The organism is Actinomycetospora straminea (assembly GCF_028737255.1).
Taxonomy (GTDB): Bacteria; Actinomycetota; Actinomycetes; order Mycobacteriales; family Pseudonocardiaceae; genus Actinomycetospora; species Actinomycetospora straminea.
This window is the reverse complement of sequence record NZ_JAQZAN010000010.1, coordinates 45,984-63,259: the sequence shown is the minus strand read 5'-3', so window position 1 is coordinate 63,259 and position 17,276 is coordinate 45,984. Positions and strand designations below refer to the sequence as shown.

The following is a 17,276-nucleotide window of genomic DNA, read 5'->3' as shown; positions in this document are numbered from 1 at the left end:
AGCCAAGGGCGCCGGTCGGGGAACTGTAATGGCCGTTGCACCTCGCACGACTGTCAGATCATGGTCGACCCGGCTGGTGCGAACAATGCCGCCGATCGGCGGGCGGCCCTCTCCAGGGAGTGGGACGAGCTCGTCGAGGAGGTGCGCGGCAAGGACGGTTTCGCGGACTTCCTAAGGGCGCCGGAGCCCGAGCAGCTGCGGCCCGCGAAGGGTACGGGGCCGATCGTCGTGATCAACGTCAGCCGGTGGGAGTGCGACGCACTCGTCGTCGAGCACGAGGGGGTCACGCCGGTTCCACTGCCAGCGCTCGGTCTCGAGTCGGCGACCGAACGTGCCAACCACTACCTCACGGTCCTCCAACGGGCGGAGGCGGCGGAGGCGGCCCACGCCGAAGCCGCGACCGGCACTGGGCGCGGCGCCGCGGCCCGCGTGCTCGCCGCGGCCCAGGCGGTGGAGGAGGCCTATGACGAGGTTGACGCGATGCTCACTGACCTCCAGGCCTGGATGTGGGACACCATCGCGGACCCCGTCCTGACAACCCTAGGCCTCACAATGACGCCCGAGCGTTCGACCGCTCAGTGGCTGCGGTTGTGGTGGTGCCCGACCGGGCCGCTCACGCTCCTGCCACTGCACTCCGCAGGCCACCACGCGGACGCGGCGGAGGGCCGTGCCGACCCGCGGACCGTGCTTGACCGGGTCGTCTCGTCGTATACCCCCACGGTCCGGGCCCTCCTCGACGCCCGGCGGCCGCGCGTCGAGCCAGAGGACCCCGAGATCACCGACGGCCGGCTCCTGCTAGTAGACGCGTCTAAGGTTAGTGGCCAGGCCGAGCTCGACGGCACCGCGGAGCGCGAGGCCCTCGTCGCAGCCTTCGGTCCGGACCACTGCACCCTGTTGGAGGGGCCCGCGGCCACCGCGTCGGCCGTCGCGCGCGAGCTCGAACGGCATCGCTGGGTGCACTTCGTCTGCCACGGCGACCAGGACCTGGCAGATCCGTCGCAGGGTGCGCTGCTGCTACACGGGTCCCGGCTCACCGTCGAGGCCCTGTCCCAGAGCCGGTCCGGCGGAGAATTCGCAGGCCTCTCGGCGTGCAAGACGGCGGTGGGCGGGGTGGACCTGCTCGACGAGGCCATCACCCTGGCCGCGGCGCTGCACTACACGGGATACCGGCACGTCGTCGCAACGACCTGGTCGGCGGACAGCGCGACGACGTCGACGGTGTTCGCCGAGCTATACGCGGCGATAGCCGGGGACAGGCGGGTCCGCTCCGCCGAGGCCGCGGCGGCGCTGCACGTTATCGTCCGCGCCCGTCGCGCCGCGACACCGCAGTGGCCGCATCTGTGGACCCCGTTCACCCACACCGGCCCGTGACCGGCCTGAGGAGACAGACCGTGGCCAACCCCCCCGCGCACAAGGAGCTCGAATTCGACGAGCACACTGAGGACGGATACTCGAAGGCTTTCGTGGACAGCTGTACGGAAGAGACCCCGATGAGGCGCGGCGTGCTGCTGCACGGGCTGTGTCCACGGTGCCATGGCCCGATGGATTTCCCAGTGGTGTCCCAGGCGAACCGCGGGACCCGAAGCAAAGGGAAAGCCCGAACCGCCACCGTGCCGCTGCTGTGCACGTGCACGAGAGACCACCAGGGTCGTCCCGGCGGCGAGCACGGCTGCGGTGCGTACTGGAACATTGAGCTGTCGTGATCGGGCCAGCGGCACCGGCGCCGCACCGGGCCCGGCGGGCAGCCAGGGAGAGCCTCGACCTGCTCGCGGACGAGACGCCGCGCATCCAGGCGGCCGCGCTGGCCTGGCGCAACGGGCTCGGCGCGTTGCTTGCCGGGCTCATCGGGTTCAGCCTGATCAAGGGACGCAGCGACGTCACCCAGCTGGCCCCGGTTGCGGCGGCGATCGTCGGCTGTCTGCTGCTCGCGGCCCTCATCGCCGGTGCGGCTTCGGCGGTCCTGCTGATGCGCGCCGCGCACGGACTCCCCTTCGCCAGCCGGATGACCGAGATCATCGACCAGACCGCGGCCGACCCCCGGCTGGCGTCGCGACTCGGCGAGGCGGATGGGGCATCGCGCGCGCTCGGGCGGGGTGTGGTGTCGGCGATGGTTTGTGCCGCGCTGCTCTGCGGCGCGGTCGGGCTGACCTGGTACGGCCCGCCGAAGGCCAAGCCGCGGCTGTCCGTCGTGACGGACGCCGGTGTGCGCTGCGGGGAGGTGGTCGCGCTGCGCGACGGCGACCTGCGTCTGAAGGCGGACGTGGGCGAGATCGTCGTCGACTTGGATCGTGCCGTGGGCATCTCGGCGCCCGACGCCTGCCCGGCCCCGGGCCCCGCGACACCGTGACTGACCCGGAGCCGACGCCGGACGAGATCGGCCGGGCGGGGTCGGCGGCCCTCGCCCGTGCCCTCGGCAGCGCCGACCCGGTACTCCTTGACGATGCCGTCGCCATGCTGGACCGTGCCGTGTCCCGGTCCGAGGTCGGAGACCTTGGTCTCCCGGCCCGCCTGTCCAATCTGGGTGCGGCGCTGCGCACCCGTTGGGAGCGCCGCGGGAACCCGGCCGATCTTGGGGCGGCGCACCGGGCACTGACCCGGGCGGTCGAACTTGGCGCCGGCGACCCGAGCATGCGGCGCTACTTGGCCAACCTCGGCGCGGTCGAGGTGAGCATCGCCCGGAGCACCGGAAGTGCCGACGACCTCGATCATGCAGTCGAGACGCTGGAGAAGGCACGAGCGGCCACAGCGGAGGGAGACCCCGAGCGCCGCGACCGCTCGTACAACCTCGGCGAGGCGCTCGCCCTGCGGTTCCGCCTCCGGAACACCCCGGCGGACCTCGACACCGCGATCGGCTACTACCAGGAGGCCCAGGGCGAGGACCCCGCCGACCGGCCGCACGTCGCGCTGGGGCTGGGGAGTGCGCACCTGAACCGCTACGAGCTCACCGAAGCGGTGTCTGACCTGACCGAGGCCGTCGGCCTGCTCGGCATTGCTGTGCTGCGGACGCCGGACCAGGACCCCCGCCGGCCGGCGCGGCTTGCCCAGCTGGGAACGGCCCTCGTCCAGCTTGGGAGCCGCAGCGGCGCGGCGGTCCCGTGGCACGCCGCGGTCGCGACGCTGCGGGAGGCGCTGGACGCTATCGACGAGACGGCCCCTATCTGGGCGGGAGTCGCCACGTCGCTCGGTTCAGCGCTGCGCGGACGCGCGGAACGCGGCGTGGGGCCGACCACCGACGCCGATGAGGCGGTGCGGCTGCTGAGCCTGGCCGTGGAGCGGACCCCGCCCGGCCATCCCGAGCGCGCCATGCGCCGGTCGAACCTCGTGAACGCGCTCGTGACCCGGGGTGCGGGAGGTGGGGCCGCAGTCGATGAGCACATCCGACTCCTTGAGGACATCGTCGCCGAGCACGGTTGGGACGAGCCCCGGCGGGCCATGACCCTGGTTGCGCTCGGGGGCATGCTGCGGACCCGGGGCCTCCGGCTGCAGTCAGAGCCAGATCTCGAACGGGCCGTTGAGCTGACGGCCGAGGCAGTGCGTGGGGTAGCGAACCCGACCGAACGCGGGCAGTACCTGGCCGCCCTGGCACAGGCGCGGAAGACCTGGGCCGAGCTGACCGGCTCGGTCGCGGTCGCCCGGCTCGCAGTCGAGTCCGGACGCGAGGCTCTCGCGCTCCTGCCCCGTGATCACGGAGCGAGAGCTGCCGTCCGGGCCGTCCTGGCCGAGGCGCTGCGCGCGCTCGCTGCGCGCACGGCCGACGGGGCGCTCGTCGCCGAGGCGGTCAACGAGGCGCGGGCCGCCGTCACGGCGACACCCGCTGAGCATCCCGCGCGGGCCGGCCGCGTCGTCCTCCTGGCTCACACGCTGCACACCCAAGCGAAACGGCTTGAGAGCGTGGCTCTCCTCGACGAAGGCATCGGCGTGCTCCACGAGCAGCACGACCCCACCGACCTCGCGATCCTGCTCCTCACCCGCTACGACCTGATCGGCGACCCGACCGACCTCAGCTGCGCGGTCGACACGCTCCGCGCCGCGGCGACAGGCAACGACGACGATCCCGCGCCGCAGGCGAACCTGGCCGTCGCGCTCCACACGCTCGCCGAACTCACTGGAGACTCCAGGGTCCTCGACGACGCGGTCAGGTCCGCTCGGGCCGCGCTCGGGAGCACCACACGAGGCACCCGCGACCACACGCAACGGCTTAGCAACCTCGGCCCAATCCTGCGAAGCCGGTTCGAGTACCGGCGCGACGTCGGCGATCTCGACGAGGCGATCGAGGCCCTGCAGGCGTCGGTGGCCGAGACCCCGTCCGACCATCCGGACCTTCCCGGTCGGCTGTCGAACCTCGGTGAGCTGCAGCGGACCCGCGCCGAGGCGCACAACGACCCCGCCGACGCGGATGCGGCGGTGGCCGTGCTGCGGCGCGCGGTGGCCGCGGCCCCGGACGGCGACCCCGACCGGAGCGGGATCCTCACCAACCTCGGTTCGGCGCTGCAAACCCGAGCCCGGATCGCCGAGTCGCGCGGGATCGACGGTGACCGGGACCGCGCGGCCGCTGTAGCGGCAGCGCAGGAGGCCATCGACGCCCGGCCAACGACGGGCGCAGGCCGTTACCGATACCTCTCCAACCTTGGGAACGCCCTGCTGGCGGCAGGAGCTCTGGACGAGGCCGTCGCGACCCAGCAGAAGGCCCTCGCGGCCGCTCCGCCGACAGCTGCAGGACGGGCCACGGTGCAGGCGAACCTCGCGACCGCTCTGGAACGACGTCACCGGGAGACGGGGTCGGTGGCCGACCTCCACGGAGCGCTCGCCGCGACCCGGAGCGCGGCAACGGACGCGACGAGCACCGCGGAGCAGCGCCTCGTTGCGGCATGGGCGTGGGCCGACCTAGCAGTGCGCCAGTCCGGCAAGGTGGCAAGTGCGGCCGACGCGGTCGCGGTGGCGACCGATCTCGCCGAGATCGTCGTCTACGGCCTAGGGCGCGGCGTCGGCGACCGGAGGTCCCTGCGCCGCTTCGCGGGCTTCGCCTCCGATGCGGCCGCCGTGGCAGTCGCGGGCGGGCGGCCCGACGTCGCGGTGCAGAGTCTCGAGCAAAGCCGCGGGATCGGGTGGCACCGGCTCGGTTCCCGGACCAAGGTCGACCGGCTCTACGACGCGCATCCGGAGCTCGCTGCGCGCCTCGCCCTCGTCAGGAGAGCGCTGGACCGACCGGCCGACGACTCGGCGTGAGCGGCTGACGACGAGCCTGGCAATACGTCACCGCGACTACGTCGGTCGCTTCACCGCCGCGGTCGAGCGCGTCGACCGGACCCGTGTCGATCCCGGCGAGGCGCTATTTCTAGCCGCACGCGCGCGCATACAGCGACACGCGAGCACCATCTAACGTCCCCCCATGCCAGCCGACCGTAGGAAGGCAGGGGTGCCGTGGCACTAGACAACGATCGGGGAAAGACGAAGCAGGCGCCCAGCTACCGAACGTAACGGCCGACGAAACATCGATTACCGCCCCATCGGCGGCCTAATGCCTGACATATCGGGGACTCAGTCGGCCGCTGCCGATCTTCGAGCGACCGCCTCCGACGTGATCGCGCAGGGGTAAGCGCGCCTCGAAGGTAAAGGGAGTCACCCCGGAAGATCGCTCCGTAGAGCTGTGACCAGCAGAAAGGGTGCGCCGTCAGGGACTCGAACCCCGAACCCAATGGACGAGAGTCACGTTCGTTCAGGTGACGTGCGGTGCTCATCTGCGCTGGTCAGCGACGGTGCGGCCGCGACTCGATCATCAGCCATGGCTTGTTAGCTGTGGTCGTTGTGTGACGTAAGCGGTTCCCAAACCGGGACCGTTCACCGGGAACAAGACTCCCGCGTCGAAGCCAGCGGGTGCGCGCTAGCCCTGGCTCGTCGTGCACGAAGTATGTCGCTCTCACGAGTCCCGACGGGAACGGCTCGCAGCTGGCCCATCGCGAAGTCTCGGTCGAGATGCTCGTGCCTCAGCGCCGTCCTGGCCGGTTCCGCCGGTGCTGCGTAGGCGACGGTGCCGTCGGGTGATACCGCCACGGAGTACGACTGGGAGCCAATAGCTGGCCTGTGCTGGTCTGTCCAAATGAACATCACGTTAGGTGGTCGACTGTCCGTAATTCTCCCCCTTGGCTCTGCGATGCAGGGAACGTATGACGGGTTGTGCTGGACGGGGAACGATGAGCAGCCCAGGAACGCCTCCTGACTAGGTGTGTGGGTTGGCGTCAACGCCCCCGTGTGCGCCACGCAGGCCGGTCCGCGGGGGGGGGGGGGGTGACGGGTCCGACAACCCGCACGCCCCGCCCACAGCACCGCTGGCAGCGCCGAGCGCGGAAGGCCGCGATCGCCGAGGTGGGGGTCTCCGTGGGGAAGGCGACCGACGTCACCCGAACCCTGGCAGCATAACTCAAGTCTGCTCCAGATTGTACTGCCGCATCTCGTTCTGGAGAATGAGGACGGATTGCCCGGTTCGCTCCCACTGCCAGGTATATGGCGGGCCTGATCTTGGCATGAATGTGATCGACGAGCCCGAAACAACGAAGCGCCCGTCGTCCCGGGCCGCACCCTCGGTTACCTTCGAGTATGTTCCGTTGGAAGTAAAGGTTACCTCGAGGCTTTGCGGGTAGGGATCGTTAGCGTACTGAAGTCCATACCCGCTCCATGAGCCTATTACTTCGGTCGGCACAGTTGGTGGGCGCTCTGGAATTGGCGGTGCGTCTACAGGAGGTGCAATACCTGCACCTGGAGAGTTCTGGGTCGTGCCTGGAGGGACAGGACCTGCAGGACTGTTGATGAGGTCGGTGAATTGCGCTATACCAAAGAAGCCGAGTATGGCGATCAATCCGCCTGCAATGGTTAGCCACGCCTGGATCCTGCTCATGCCGCCTCCTTTGTCACCATTGTTGTCTCTAGGCAACTCAGCCCCCAATTCAGCGTGATATGTGGCCAGAGCTACTGGGCAACATGACCTCGAGGTCAACATGCTGAGGGCTCCGTGGCAAGTAGTGCAACACCCGAATCTGCGTCAGTCGTACTTGAGTCGCTTGAGCACGACGAGGTTGCACCCGGCGTTCTTGGTATCAAGTGCTACAATGGCGCGGCCCGAGGGGAGCATCGCCAAGCCCTCGGGCTGAGCGTTCTCACCACCAGGAAGGTCTTCCTCGTCGATTCGCCATGTGATCGCGGCGCGAAAGTGTTTCCCAGGCTTCAGGTCTTTTTCAAGGCGAGCGATCACCTTCGATTTGGAGCTCAGAACGTACACCCGGCCATCAGGTCCTACTGCGATGTCGTTGATAGTCGGCAGCGCCTCCTTTGTGTTATCGGCCAGTAACCAAACTGCGAGGGGCACCAATTCTTGTGGTCCGGGCTGCGGCAGCTGGAAGGACTCGCCTGAGCCTAGAATCGTGGCAGCAGCGATGCCGTTCGGTGTGTGCTCCGCAGGCCCGAACTCAATCAGGCAGGGGTCGTCCTTCTGTCTCGCCATAAGGACATGGCCGTCCTTAAGTAGTATGAGGCCTTCTCCACGTGAGTTGGGGTCCTGATGCCATCCTGGACTCAGCTGAGGGTGATCATCCGGCACAGTAAGCGGGCAAATTTGAAGTAATTGCGAGAGGTTGGGTGTCATGGTCAGCAGCTGGGCCGCTTCTTCCCGAAGTAGAACGACTGCGCCGTTGCCGTCAGTCGCAACGCCTTCGAAGCCGGAGCCTGATTGCATTTCGACCCGCGTGTCGCGCAGAGGCAGGCACAGATCGTGTCGCCATGTTCGCCCCGGCTCGTCCTTGACATCCAGGGTGGCGGCGATCACTGCGAAGTCCTCGTCACCGACCGCGAGGAGTTCGAAGTCACCTTGCTCTCCGCGGCGAAGGTCGAGACCGGAGAGCTCACGCAGAGGCAGCGCTGTCCTGTGTCTAATTCCGACGGTCCTCATTTACGCCTCCATCTTGTCATCTGAAAGAGCTATGATCAACTTCGGCTGAGGCTCCTTGACCTCGCCCACAACATACCTATGTACACTCGACCCACCTCCTTCGTTGAAGTCGCTTGGCGCGCTTCTTCTGGATTTGAGGAAGGGACTGAATCAACGGAGCGCTCGATGCGGGTCCGGCATGCGCGTCGACCACGTATTACGGTTGTGGGGGCCACTTTTGTGGCGTCCGCGCCTCGCTTGAGCGAAAGCTGTGCTGTCCCTGACTGATAACTAGCCTCGGTCGGGCGTTCGACGCGCTGCCCCTATATCGCCCTTTTCCAGGCGATCTATGGCGGAGCCGCGGCTTCCGCCAAAACACGTCGAATAGCAGCGACCTGCTCAGTGGCTGGAGAAATGCAGCTGAGGGCAAGATCCGATCGCCTCCGACGTGCTTGGCCGCGCCCTCGTCGATTGGTCGCCACTCTCCGCCGCGCTTTCGGCGCCGGACGGTTAGATTGATTAGCGACCATCATAAGAACTGCTGGGCGGGACAAGGAGTGGCTTCCGATTCCAGCCGTGTGCCACGCGTCGAGCGCGACAACGTAGTCCTCATCCAAGAGCGGCGCTACGGACAGACCGTTCGTGCGGACGGGGAAGCTAGCGTTCGATCGCCAGGCCATCGCTTGATCGCCCCCTTGGGCGGACACTCCAAGCAAAACCGCCTACAGAGTGCGGAGCTGCAGACGCTGCAGTGACCACATGAGTCTCCCGAGCAACTCTTGCAAGAGCAAGCGATGATAGGAGTTATCACGGCAATGGCTTAGCAATCACGCCACGGAAAGCAACGATGTGTGACTGATGGTCACAATGTCACTGGGTGCACACTGGCGATTACTTCAGGCGCAGAAGTCAGTCTAGAGGCGATGTAGGCACAGTCGCATCACCGGATCTACGGGTCGGAGTGGTGGGTCGAGCCGTAAAGTACACGTCTACTGAACAGCGGAACGATGGCACGGCGCACGTTCGGTGGCTTGCAGTCCTCTTCTCGGGCGGGCATCGGGTTCGTTCGATAATTTTCCGCGAGGTTTGTCGTCGCCGCGTGTGGCCGGCGACTCTCGCTCGACGTGTGCTCCGTCATGGCCGGCGGCGCGCCCAGAACACGGCGTGCGGCCACCGTCGCTCCCGTGCGTAGTGGTCTAACTGTTGGTCCAGGAATGCGCAATACGCGTTCTGCATGATCGTCAGATAGGCCTCGCGGGCCTCTGGCCGCCCCGCAAGCAAATCGGCGATCGCGTTCCCGCCGTAGAAGCCGGAGCCCATCGCCGAGCCGACTCCGTAGGAGGAGAGCGGGTCGTACGCTGCCGCGGCGTCGCCGAGAGCGAGCCACCCCTCGCCCGCGATCGTGTCGAGGCGCGATGTATCCGCAGGCGCGACGCGGACGGCTCCGGTCACGGTATAGGAATGATGGCGTACCCGCGCCCACGTCGCATCCGTGCGCTCCAGCAGGGACCGCCAGGCCCGTCGGTCGAGCAGGTCCCCATCGGTCATGAACGCGACGGCCAGGAGCCCGTCGGCCAACACTGCCGAGTACCACCAGCCTTCGGGCACGGCCTCGACGAGGGTGTAGGTGTCGGTGTCCGGGGTGGCGCTGTACAGGAACGCGCACGCTCCGACCAGGCGGTCGTAGCGCACCCGTGTCGCACCGAGGCGACGGGCGACGAAGGCGGTTCGGCCGGTGGCGTCGGCGACGATGTCGGCGTCGAGGACACGGCTGTCGCGGCACGTGACACGCCAGCGGTCGCCGGCGCGTTCGCACCGCACGATGCGGCGTCCCGATTCCCACGTCGCGCCCGCTGCCTGCGCCCGGGCGGCGAGGTCTGCCTCGAGGACGGCACGGTCGACGTGCCAGCCGTCGCCTTGCGCGCCGGTGAGGAACGGCCGGTCGCCGGGTCGCGACGATCCCCAGACGAAACGGTTGCCGAGCGACCGGAGGTGGCCGGTTCGCTCCATGAGGTCCTCGCAGCCCAGGTGGCGCAGCAGCGGCGTCACGGACGGCGGCACGCACTCCCCGACCTTGCGCTCGGGCGCGGCGCGCGACTCGACCACGGTCACGGCGATCCCGCGCCCGGCGAGGACGAGGGCGGCGACAGACCCGGCGGGTCCGCCACCCACGATCACGACCCGCGTCACCGGTCGCGACGGACCACGTGGCGCCGCGGGCGGGGGTGCGCGGCGCGCTCGGCGTCGGGACGCGCCGGCTGGGCCTCGGCCGCGACGGTCGGGAGCGCGGCACCGCTCTCGGCCGCCGCCTCGGGCTGCTCGGCTCGCTTGACCTGCTCGAAGGTGGCGTCGGGCTCGGTGAAGCGCTCGGCCCGGCCGGTCTCGACCCAGTAGCGCGACGGCCACTCGTCGCCCCGAACAGCCTCCGGCGCGGGCTGCTCGGCGACGATCCCGACCGCGTGCCAGTTCCGCACCATGTTGTTGATCCGGGCCTCGTACTCGCCGCTGGCGTTGAGGTCGCGCAGCCAGAACTGCCGGTAGGTCAGGTGCTTCATCCGCTGGACCGGGGAGAGCGAGGGTTCTCCGAGGCGTGCGTAGGACTCCGCGGCCAGGACGTGGTTGGGCACGCGCGCGGCCCAGAACGACGGCAGCGGAAGGTAGTTCGAGGTGTTGTAGCCGGACAGGCAACTGGCCTCGTCGGTCTGCCACGGGACGCCCATCCACCGCGTCAACGTGCCGGGGCCGCTGCCGTCGAGCGGGCCGCCCGGTCCGAGCGCGGTCTCGGGGGTGAGCGAGCTCCCGTAGTCGTCGGACGGCTCCGGCCCCGGCTCGAGGACCCGCAGCCGGAACGGGGAGTCCGCGCCGCGCCACATGCGGGGCACCCGCAACGTCCAGGTCAGCTCGATCCCGGGGTGGAACGGCCCACCCAGGCAGTCGTCGAGCGGCGCGCGGTCGAGCGCGGCCGGCTGCTGCGCGAGCGGCACGTCGTCCAGGCTCGCCGGAGGTTCGTGTCGCTCGCCGGTCTCCACCTCCCCGTCGGCCCAGCGCCGCAGCCATTCGTACTGGGTCGAAGTCAGCGCCAGGTCGTAGACGGCGGTGTCGGTGTAGTCGACACCGTCGCCGTAGAAGGGCGGCAGGCCCGCGGGCTCCGGAGCCGGCAGCACCGCCGAGGTGCCCGGCTCGTCCCACGGCGGGGGTGGCGGGCGGAACCAGTCGAACAGGGCGCGTCGCGCGGGCGCGTGCGGCGCGTCGGGGTCGGCGAGCCGCTCCAGGTACTCCGGGTCGGCGAGGTCGCTCGGCGAACCGGCGCCGAATAGGACGTAGATCCCGTGGTTGACCCACTGGTTCCCGGCGAGGCGCTCGAGGATCGGGTGGACGTGCTCCCAGAAGGTGAGGCGCTCCGGCGGCGCCACCCAGCCCCGTCGGACGTGCAGGTCGTGGACGACGTCGTACATCGTGACCGGGCCGAACAGACCCTGCCCGTAGTTGGGTGGGACGACGGCCACCATCGCCGGCTCGGCGACCAGCTCGCGACCGCCGACGCGGACGGTCGCCCGCACCGTGCCGTCGGAGGTGTCGTCGAACCAGCCGTCGTTGTTGGCAAAGGTCGTGGCCCGCGAGCCGTCGTGCGACGCCGAGCGCCCGGCGCCCCCGACGACCAGGAGACGCCCCGCGTCGTCGGTGCGGATCTCACCGAGGGCCACCTGGATCGGGTTGCCCTGGCGGAAGGCGATCCAGCCCTCGTCGAGGACGTACTCGGGCCCGCTGACGTCGACGCCGCTGATGGACCGGGCGCCGGGGTCGATCACGAGGTTGCGCCTGCGTTCGGCCGGGACGTCGGCGTTGCGGCGCGGCGGGACCATGGCGAACTGCTTGAGGTCGAGCGGGTTCAGGAACTGGTACCAGGCCGCCTTGCGGTTGGCGAGGTGCACCTCCCAGGTGATCTCCGCGTCGGCGGCCGTGATCTCGCCGACCACCTCGCCCCGGGCGTCGTAGCCGTACACCCGGAACCGGGCCGCCTCGCGCCGGATTCGGCCGCTCGCGTCCTTGTGGCCACCACCGTCCCCGGGACGAGCGGGCCGGCCGGGGACCTCGGGGGCCAGGACGACGTCGTCGGGTGGGGCGTTCCCCACCCGGGCGACGCCGAGGGCGGGGTGGACGGCACAGCGAACGACGTCCTCGGAGGGCATCGGAGCTCCGTTCAGGTCGGCGGCTCGGTCACCGGACGCGCACGGTGTCGGTGCGCTCCGCCGTGGCACCGGTCCCGGTTGTGGCCAGCACGCGCACGGTGATCTCGTCGGCGGTGAGCTCCTCGGGCGCCAGGCTCACGGCGGGCTCGGCGAGGTCGACCGCCACCGTCCGCCACGTCTCGCCGCCGTCCTCGCTGACCTGGATCGTGTAGCGCTGTCCGCTCGGCGCCTCGGGCCGGTCCCACCGCAGCTCCAGCGCCGACCCCCCGCTCGGCCCACCCGCGCTGTCCGCCCTCGGGTCGGCGCCGACCACCGCGCCGACGGGGCTGACCTCGCCGCCGACCGGACGGCTGTCAACCACCTGCCCGGCGACGAGCACCTCCACGACCGCTTCTCCCGCCGGCGTGGGCAGGGTCATGTCGACGACACCGGTCACGTCCTCGTCGGCCTCCTCGCAGGCGCTCGGCATGAACACCGCCGGGCGCTCGTCGAGCACCGTCCCCTCCGCGTCGACCACGCGGACCGCCACGTCGTAGCCGGCGGCCCCGCCGGGGTCGGGATCCGCGGCCTCGGCGGACGGGAGGACCGCCGTGACCGACCCGGAGGACCGGGTCACGTTGACCGCCGCGATGAGCCGCACCATGGCCTCCGCTCCGTCGAGGACCGCCGCCGGTCCGGCCAGGGCTCGCGTCCCCGGGCCCGCCGCCAGGGCGTCCTCCTCGGCCAGTCGTTCGAGCACGCCGGCGTAGGTGAAGGAGCTCAACCACTGGTCGTCGCAGTAGGTCATGACGTCGTGCGCGACGGTGCCGCGCAGGACCCGCATCGGCAGGCCGAGCGCCGCATCCCCCACGTCGATGCCGATGAACCTCTCGTCGGCGTCGGAGAGCTGGCCGTTCGGGAACGGGTAGGGGGCGCCGCCACCGGCGTTGCAGAACTCCGCGTGGAAACGGCCGAGCGTGTGCGCGAGCTCGTGCCCGCCGTACCAGTCGCCGTACGAGCCGTCGAAGTCCCAGCTGAAGGTGCTCGGCCCGGTCGGTCCCGAGGCGACCACGCCCAGGCGGGCGGGATGCGGGATGCCCGAGGCCTTGCCCCGCATGAAGAACCCGCTGTCGGCGACCATGCCGTAGTAGTGGGTGCGCTCGTCGGTGCCGCTGGCGACGTCGACCGCCCGGAGGGCGATGAGCTGAGCGTTGATCGCCTCGGGACCGAACTCCGGTGGCGGCTGCATCGGTGGCTGGTTCGCGTCGATGGTCGTCGTGCTCAGCTCGAGCGTGGCGATGGGGTAGGCCCGCCGGAGCCAGGACGCGATCAGCGTCACGTCGGTCGCGGAGGGTTCGTGGATGCGGGGCGGGGTGCCGTACCGGTAGCGGACGCGGACGAGCCGCAGACGGAAGGGGGCCGCCGGATGGAAGGTGACGGTGCGGGTCGGCAACGCCGCCAGCGACGGCAGCGGCGTGCCGGTGTCGCGTCGGACGGCTCCCATGCGCAGCACCAGGTCGCCGGGGGCGGTCAGGTCGGCCGGCAGCTGGAAGTTCAGGCTGTGGTCGAGATCCACCCGGCGGGTGCGGAGCTGCGCGAGCGAGCTGCCGGACCGCGAGGGATGGAGCTGCGCGGCACCGATCGAGGCGACCGTGCGCCAGGGGCCGGCGGCGCTGCGGGCGATGTGCAGCTCGCCGCGCACCGACACCGGCTGCAGGTAGCTCAGGTACGCCCGGACGATCGTCGTCTTGCCCGCCACGAGCGGCACCGAGTGGTCGGGATCCTGGACCTCCTGGATGACCTCGAGGCCGTCCAGGGTCACCGCCTGCTGGGCGATCCCGGCGGCCGCGGTCGCGCCGGCCCCTGCCTGCGCGCCGCCGTCCCCGGACAGGAGTCGCTCGACCTCGTCGGGCACGTCCTGCTCGGCGAGATCGGGGGCCGCCAGGACCCGGGCGACCGCGTCGTCAACCGCTGCGGCCAACGTCGCCTCGTCGATCACGGTCTGCGACAGGTTCTCCTCGGGCAGCGTCCGTCCCATGGTGGAGCCTCCCTCTCGTGCGGCGTCGCGCCCGCCGGCAGAGCACGGACGCATGTCCCCCGCGCAGCGGCGGCTACCGGTCTGCCGCCAGCACGCCTCCCACGGCGCTGATCGGCGGGGCGAAGAAGTACCCGCCGCCCGACGGGACCACGAAGTCGCGCGGCACGGTCAGGTCGACCGTGCCCCCGTCGGGGGTCGGCACGGTGAACGACCGCGCCCGATCGCCGGCGGCATCACGCTGTCCGATGATCGGGTCGTGCCCGCCGAGGTTCGGCATCGTCGTCGCGTTGGCCCAGCGCCGTGAGACGAACTCGAACTGGTCCTCGATGGAGCTCATGTACGCCGCAAAGAGCAGGCCGCGAGGCTCGGCCGCCTGCTCGGGCGTCGGGGCCGCGACCCCGGCGATCGGGGTGCCGTACGGGATCCCCCGGCGCAGCATGAGCCGCATGAGGGTGTCGGCCGGCGCCCCGAAGTCGGTGGCGCTGTCCCGTGGGTTCACCTTGCGGATGTGCGCAGCGTGCGGGCACAGCCGCCCGAACACGTCGGCGGCCGCGAGCCGGTGGTCGTCGCCGCCGTACCCCGGGATCGGCGCGAGTCGGGAGCGGCGGGTGTCGTCGTCGAAGAGGAAGTGGTTGTTCGCGAACTCGTCGCCCGCCAGGGTCGGGTCGTCGTGGTCGGGCGAGCGCATCAGCGGGGCCCCGGTCGGCCAGCGCCCCACCAGCATCGACGCGAACGCGACCGGTGAGGTGCCGAGCTCGTCGGCGCAGGACGCCACGAACTCCCAGAAGCCGAGCACGTCCTGGTCGAGCCGGCGGCAGACCAGGTACGACCCGCGCCTCGCCCAGGCGGGGAACGTCGCGGCGCCGGCCGCGGGCCTGAGCGGGTCCTGCGGGTCCTGCCGAGGCTCGCCGAGCAGGAACTGCCCCGGCCACACCAGGGGCTGGCCGGGCTTCGCGAACAGGGCCGAGCGCGAATCGTCCGCGGCCAGGAACCGCGGGGTGAGCTCGAGCCCCGAGCCGGCGAGTGCGCCTCGCACCCCGGGCTGGGAGACGCCGTCCTTGAACCCGAAGTGCTCGTGGCCCTGCAACGGCTCGGGCAGCGTGTCGCCGCGCTGTGAGAACTGGACGGTCAGTCCGCGGGCCGTCGCCTCCGCGACGGTGTCGTCGACGGCGGTCCGCAGGTCGGCGTCGCGGTCGGCCGCCACGATGACCAGCGCGTCGGCCTCCTCGCCGGGACCCCCGACGACCCAGGAGTCGCGGTGCCCGGGACGGGCCGGGTCGCTCGGGTCACCGAGATAGGTCGAGCGCGCGGCCAGACCCTGGCGGAAGCTGTGCTCGCCGAAGGCGTCGGCCTCGGCCTGGCCCAGCAGGGCACCGATGCCGGGGTGGGACAGGGCGAGTGCGGTCCACGTCGACGACATTCCCGGGTCGCGCGTGCCCTGGCGCAGCCGCTCGCTGCGGAACTCGTCCCGGAACTGCAGGACCTCGCCCATGGACGCCAGGCGAGGATGCAGCCAGCGCAGCCACTCCCGCACCCCGTCGGGGTCGCCGAACCGCAGGAACAGGAACTCCTGGTGGTCCTTGTTGAAGCCGGGGACGACGTTGCCCTGGATATCGGCCGCGGCCTCCGCGTCGTACCGGGGCTCGGCCGGCCCCGCGGCGCCCTCGGGCGGGCCGGCGTCGGCGACCGGTGCCGCGGGCAGGTGCGTGGTCGCGGACGGCACCTCGAGGTTCGCCAGCGGCGTCGCCACGGCCTCGGTGAGGGAGGCGAGCACGTCCGAGGGGTTGGCGGTCACGGGGACTCCCTCCCGGCGACGGTACGGGCGGACAGGACGATGTGCTCTGCGACCTCGCCGCCGGTGGTGATCGGTCGCCCGCCGATGGCGATGTCGCCGACCACGAAGTCCTCCGTCGCCGGCACCTCGTACTCGAGCCGCAGCACCATTCCCTCCGCACCGCGCGCGACCGTCCAGTAGTCGTCGACGGGGGTGCCGTCGGGTTTCGTCCAGCCCGTGTCGTCCCAGTCGACGATGTAGAGCCCGGGGGGATTCCAGGGAGCGACCGAGAGGCCACGCCGGGTCATCACCCAGTTGTCGAAACTCAGCCGCGCGTCGGCTCCGGTCATGCGCTGGTAGGGCAACGGCTCGAAATTGTCGCGCGCGTCGGCCGCGTTCTGTATCTCCTCGGATACGCCGAGCATGTCCTTCATCGAGTTGATGGGCATGATGTAGTGCACGATGCCGAGGGTGGTGTTCCACTTGTTCCGCGGCTTGTACGTGCCGCCGGCGCCCACCAGGTCGGCGAGTTGGACCTGGGGGCTGACGAGGCGGCGATAGAGGTCGAGCAGGACCTGCGGCTCGGTGGCCGCGAGCACCGCGTAGTACTCGGGGGTCTCGGTGGTGAAGGTGATCTTGGTGATGGCGCCGTCGGTCCGCGTGACGTGCCACTCGAGGTACTCGATCTGCACCGACCGGTCCTCGCTCGCCGCGAACGCCGCAGGTCGGTCGTCCCGGTGCTCCATGAGCAGCGGACGCGAGAAGCCGGTCCAGGTCTTCAGGCGTTCCTCGTCGACCTCGAGGTCGACGACGCTGGGGTCGACCGAGCGGCCCGGTCGGCTCAGGGGCACCCGGTCGTTGACCAGGCGCGCGATCTCCCGGTGCCAGGCCGCGTAGAACGGCGAGCCCGCCGGGGCGTCCCGCAGGTGCGCGGGCGTGTCGAAGGTGATCGTAGCCATTCGCCCCCCCTGCTTCAATTCCGAGCGCGCGCCCGGCACGTGCCACCGGTCACCCGTCGGGATGTGAGCAATCGACGGATCTTCGTGTCGGCCACGGTTGATCAGAATTGTCGCGCTCTGCCGCTAGAGTAACGACCGGGGGATCGGGCCACCATCGTCGAACCGTTCCGGAGAATCGAGACCACCCGACCGGCGCACCGCGGACGGCCACGATACGCCGTTCGAGGTCGCGGAGCAGAGAGCGGGCCGGCGAGCCGATCTCTCGAGTGTTTCCACCGGCCGCTCGGGCGGCTCTCGGGATTCCGCGCGGGGGTGCCGCGCGTTATCGTCGCTCCACGCACGATCGATCATCCGACGGGGGACCGGATGGCTGAGTCGACGACCACGCCTCGCGCATCGGCCCGCGCCGACGCGGCAT

11 protein-coding genes are annotated in these 17,276 nt (G+C 70.4%); 4 read left to right on the top strand and 7 right to left on the bottom strand.

Annotated elements, in window-relative coordinates:
• The first annotated feature begins 60 nt into the window (after window positions 1-60).
• The 4 genes from PH190_RS15010 to PH190_RS14995 are packed head-to-tail and all read left to right on the top strand — an operon-like array spanning window position 61 to window position 5,226.
• Window positions 61-1,371 (top strand): CHAT domain-containing protein, encoded by a 1,311-nt coding sequence (locus tag PH190_RS15010; protein ID WP_274232329.1) that lies wholly within the window; start codon window positions 61-63, stop codon window positions 1,369-1,371.
• A 20-nt stretch (window positions 1,372-1,391) separates the two neighbouring features.
• A complete protein-coding gene (locus PH190_RS15005) occupies window positions 1,392-1,703 on the top strand; it encodes a hypothetical protein (RefSeq protein WP_274232328.1) in 312 nt (103 codons plus the stop codon).
• Window positions 1,700-2,347 (top strand): hypothetical protein, encoded by a 648-nt coding sequence (locus PH190_RS15000; protein WP_274232327.1) that lies wholly within the window; start codon window positions 1,700-1,702, stop codon window positions 2,345-2,347. The genes PH190_RS15005 and PH190_RS15000 overlap by 4 nt, the downstream gene beginning before the upstream one ends.
• On the top strand, window positions 2,344-5,226 hold the full coding sequence (locus tag PH190_RS14995; protein ID WP_274232326.1) for a hypothetical protein: 2,883 nt from the start codon (window positions 2,344-2,346) through the stop codon (window positions 5,224-5,226). Before PH190_RS15000 ends, PH190_RS14995 begins: the two co-directional genes overlap by 4 nt.
• A gap of 1,192 nt (window positions 5,227-6,418) precedes the next feature.
• Here the strand turns inward: PH190_RS14995 and PH190_RS14990 are convergent.
• From PH190_RS14990 to PH190_RS14960, 7 genes are all read right to left on the bottom strand, one after another.
• Window positions 6,419-6,892: a hypothetical protein gene (locus tag PH190_RS14990; protein ID WP_274232325.1), complete on the bottom strand. Its 474-nt coding sequence runs from the start codon at window positions 6,890-6,892 to the stop codon at window positions 6,419-6,421.
• A 144-nt stretch (window positions 6,893-7,036) separates the two neighbouring features.
• Window positions 7,037-7,816, bottom strand: coding sequence for an SdiA-regulated/phytase-like domain-containing protein (locus tag PH190_RS14985; RefSeq protein ID WP_274232324.1), 780 nt, complete (start codon window positions 7,814-7,816; stop codon window positions 7,037-7,039).
• Between the two features lie 1,236 nt (window positions 7,817-9,052).
• Window positions 9,053-10,096 carry an NAD(P)/FAD-dependent oxidoreductase gene (locus tag PH190_RS14980; protein WP_274232464.1) on the bottom strand — a complete coding sequence of 348 codons (1,044 nt, stop codon included), beginning with the start codon at window positions 10,094-10,096 and terminating at the stop codon, window positions 9,053-9,055.
• A gap of 8 nt (window positions 10,097-10,104) precedes the next feature.
• Entirely contained in the window at window positions 10,105-12,108 is a 2,004-nt protein-coding gene (locus PH190_RS14975) for a LodA/GoxA family CTQ-dependent oxidase (RefSeq protein WP_274232323.1), read from the bottom strand.
• Window positions 12,109-12,136: 28 nt separating this feature from the next.
• Entirely contained in the window at window positions 12,137-14,125 is a 1,989-nt protein-coding gene (locus PH190_RS14970; protein ID WP_274232322.1) for a hypothetical protein, read from the bottom strand.
• Window positions 14,126-14,198: 73 nt separating this feature from the next.
• Window positions 14,199-15,920 (bottom strand): Dyp-type peroxidase, encoded by a 1,722-nt coding sequence (locus tag PH190_RS14965; RefSeq protein ID WP_274232321.1) that lies wholly within the window; start codon window positions 15,918-15,920, stop codon window positions 14,199-14,201.
• A complete protein-coding gene (locus PH190_RS14960; protein ID WP_274232320.1) occupies window positions 15,917-16,897 on the bottom strand; it encodes a hypothetical protein in 981 nt (326 codons plus the stop codon). The genes PH190_RS14965 and PH190_RS14960 overlap by 4 nt, the downstream gene beginning before the upstream one ends.
• Window positions 16,898-17,276: the final 379 nt, after the last annotated feature.

Excerpts from the sequence above, each read along its gene's own strand:
- PH190_RS14970 (WP_274232322.1), bottom strand. The coding sequence starts at position 14,125 with ATGGGACGGACGCTGCCCGAGGAGAACCTGTCGCAGACCGTGATCGAC.
- PH190_RS14975 (WP_274232323.1), bottom strand. The coding sequence starts at position 12,108 with ATGCCCTCCGAGGACGTCGTTCGCTGTGCCGTCCACCCCGCCCTCGGC.
- PH190_RS14990 (WP_274232325.1), bottom strand. The coding sequence starts at position 6,892 with ATGAGCAGGATCCAGGCGTGGCTAACCATTGCAGGCGGATTGATCGCC.
- PH190_RS15010 (WP_274232329.1), top strand. The coding sequence starts at position 61 with ATGGTCGACCCGGCTGGTGCGAACAATGCCGCCGATCGGCGGGCGGCC.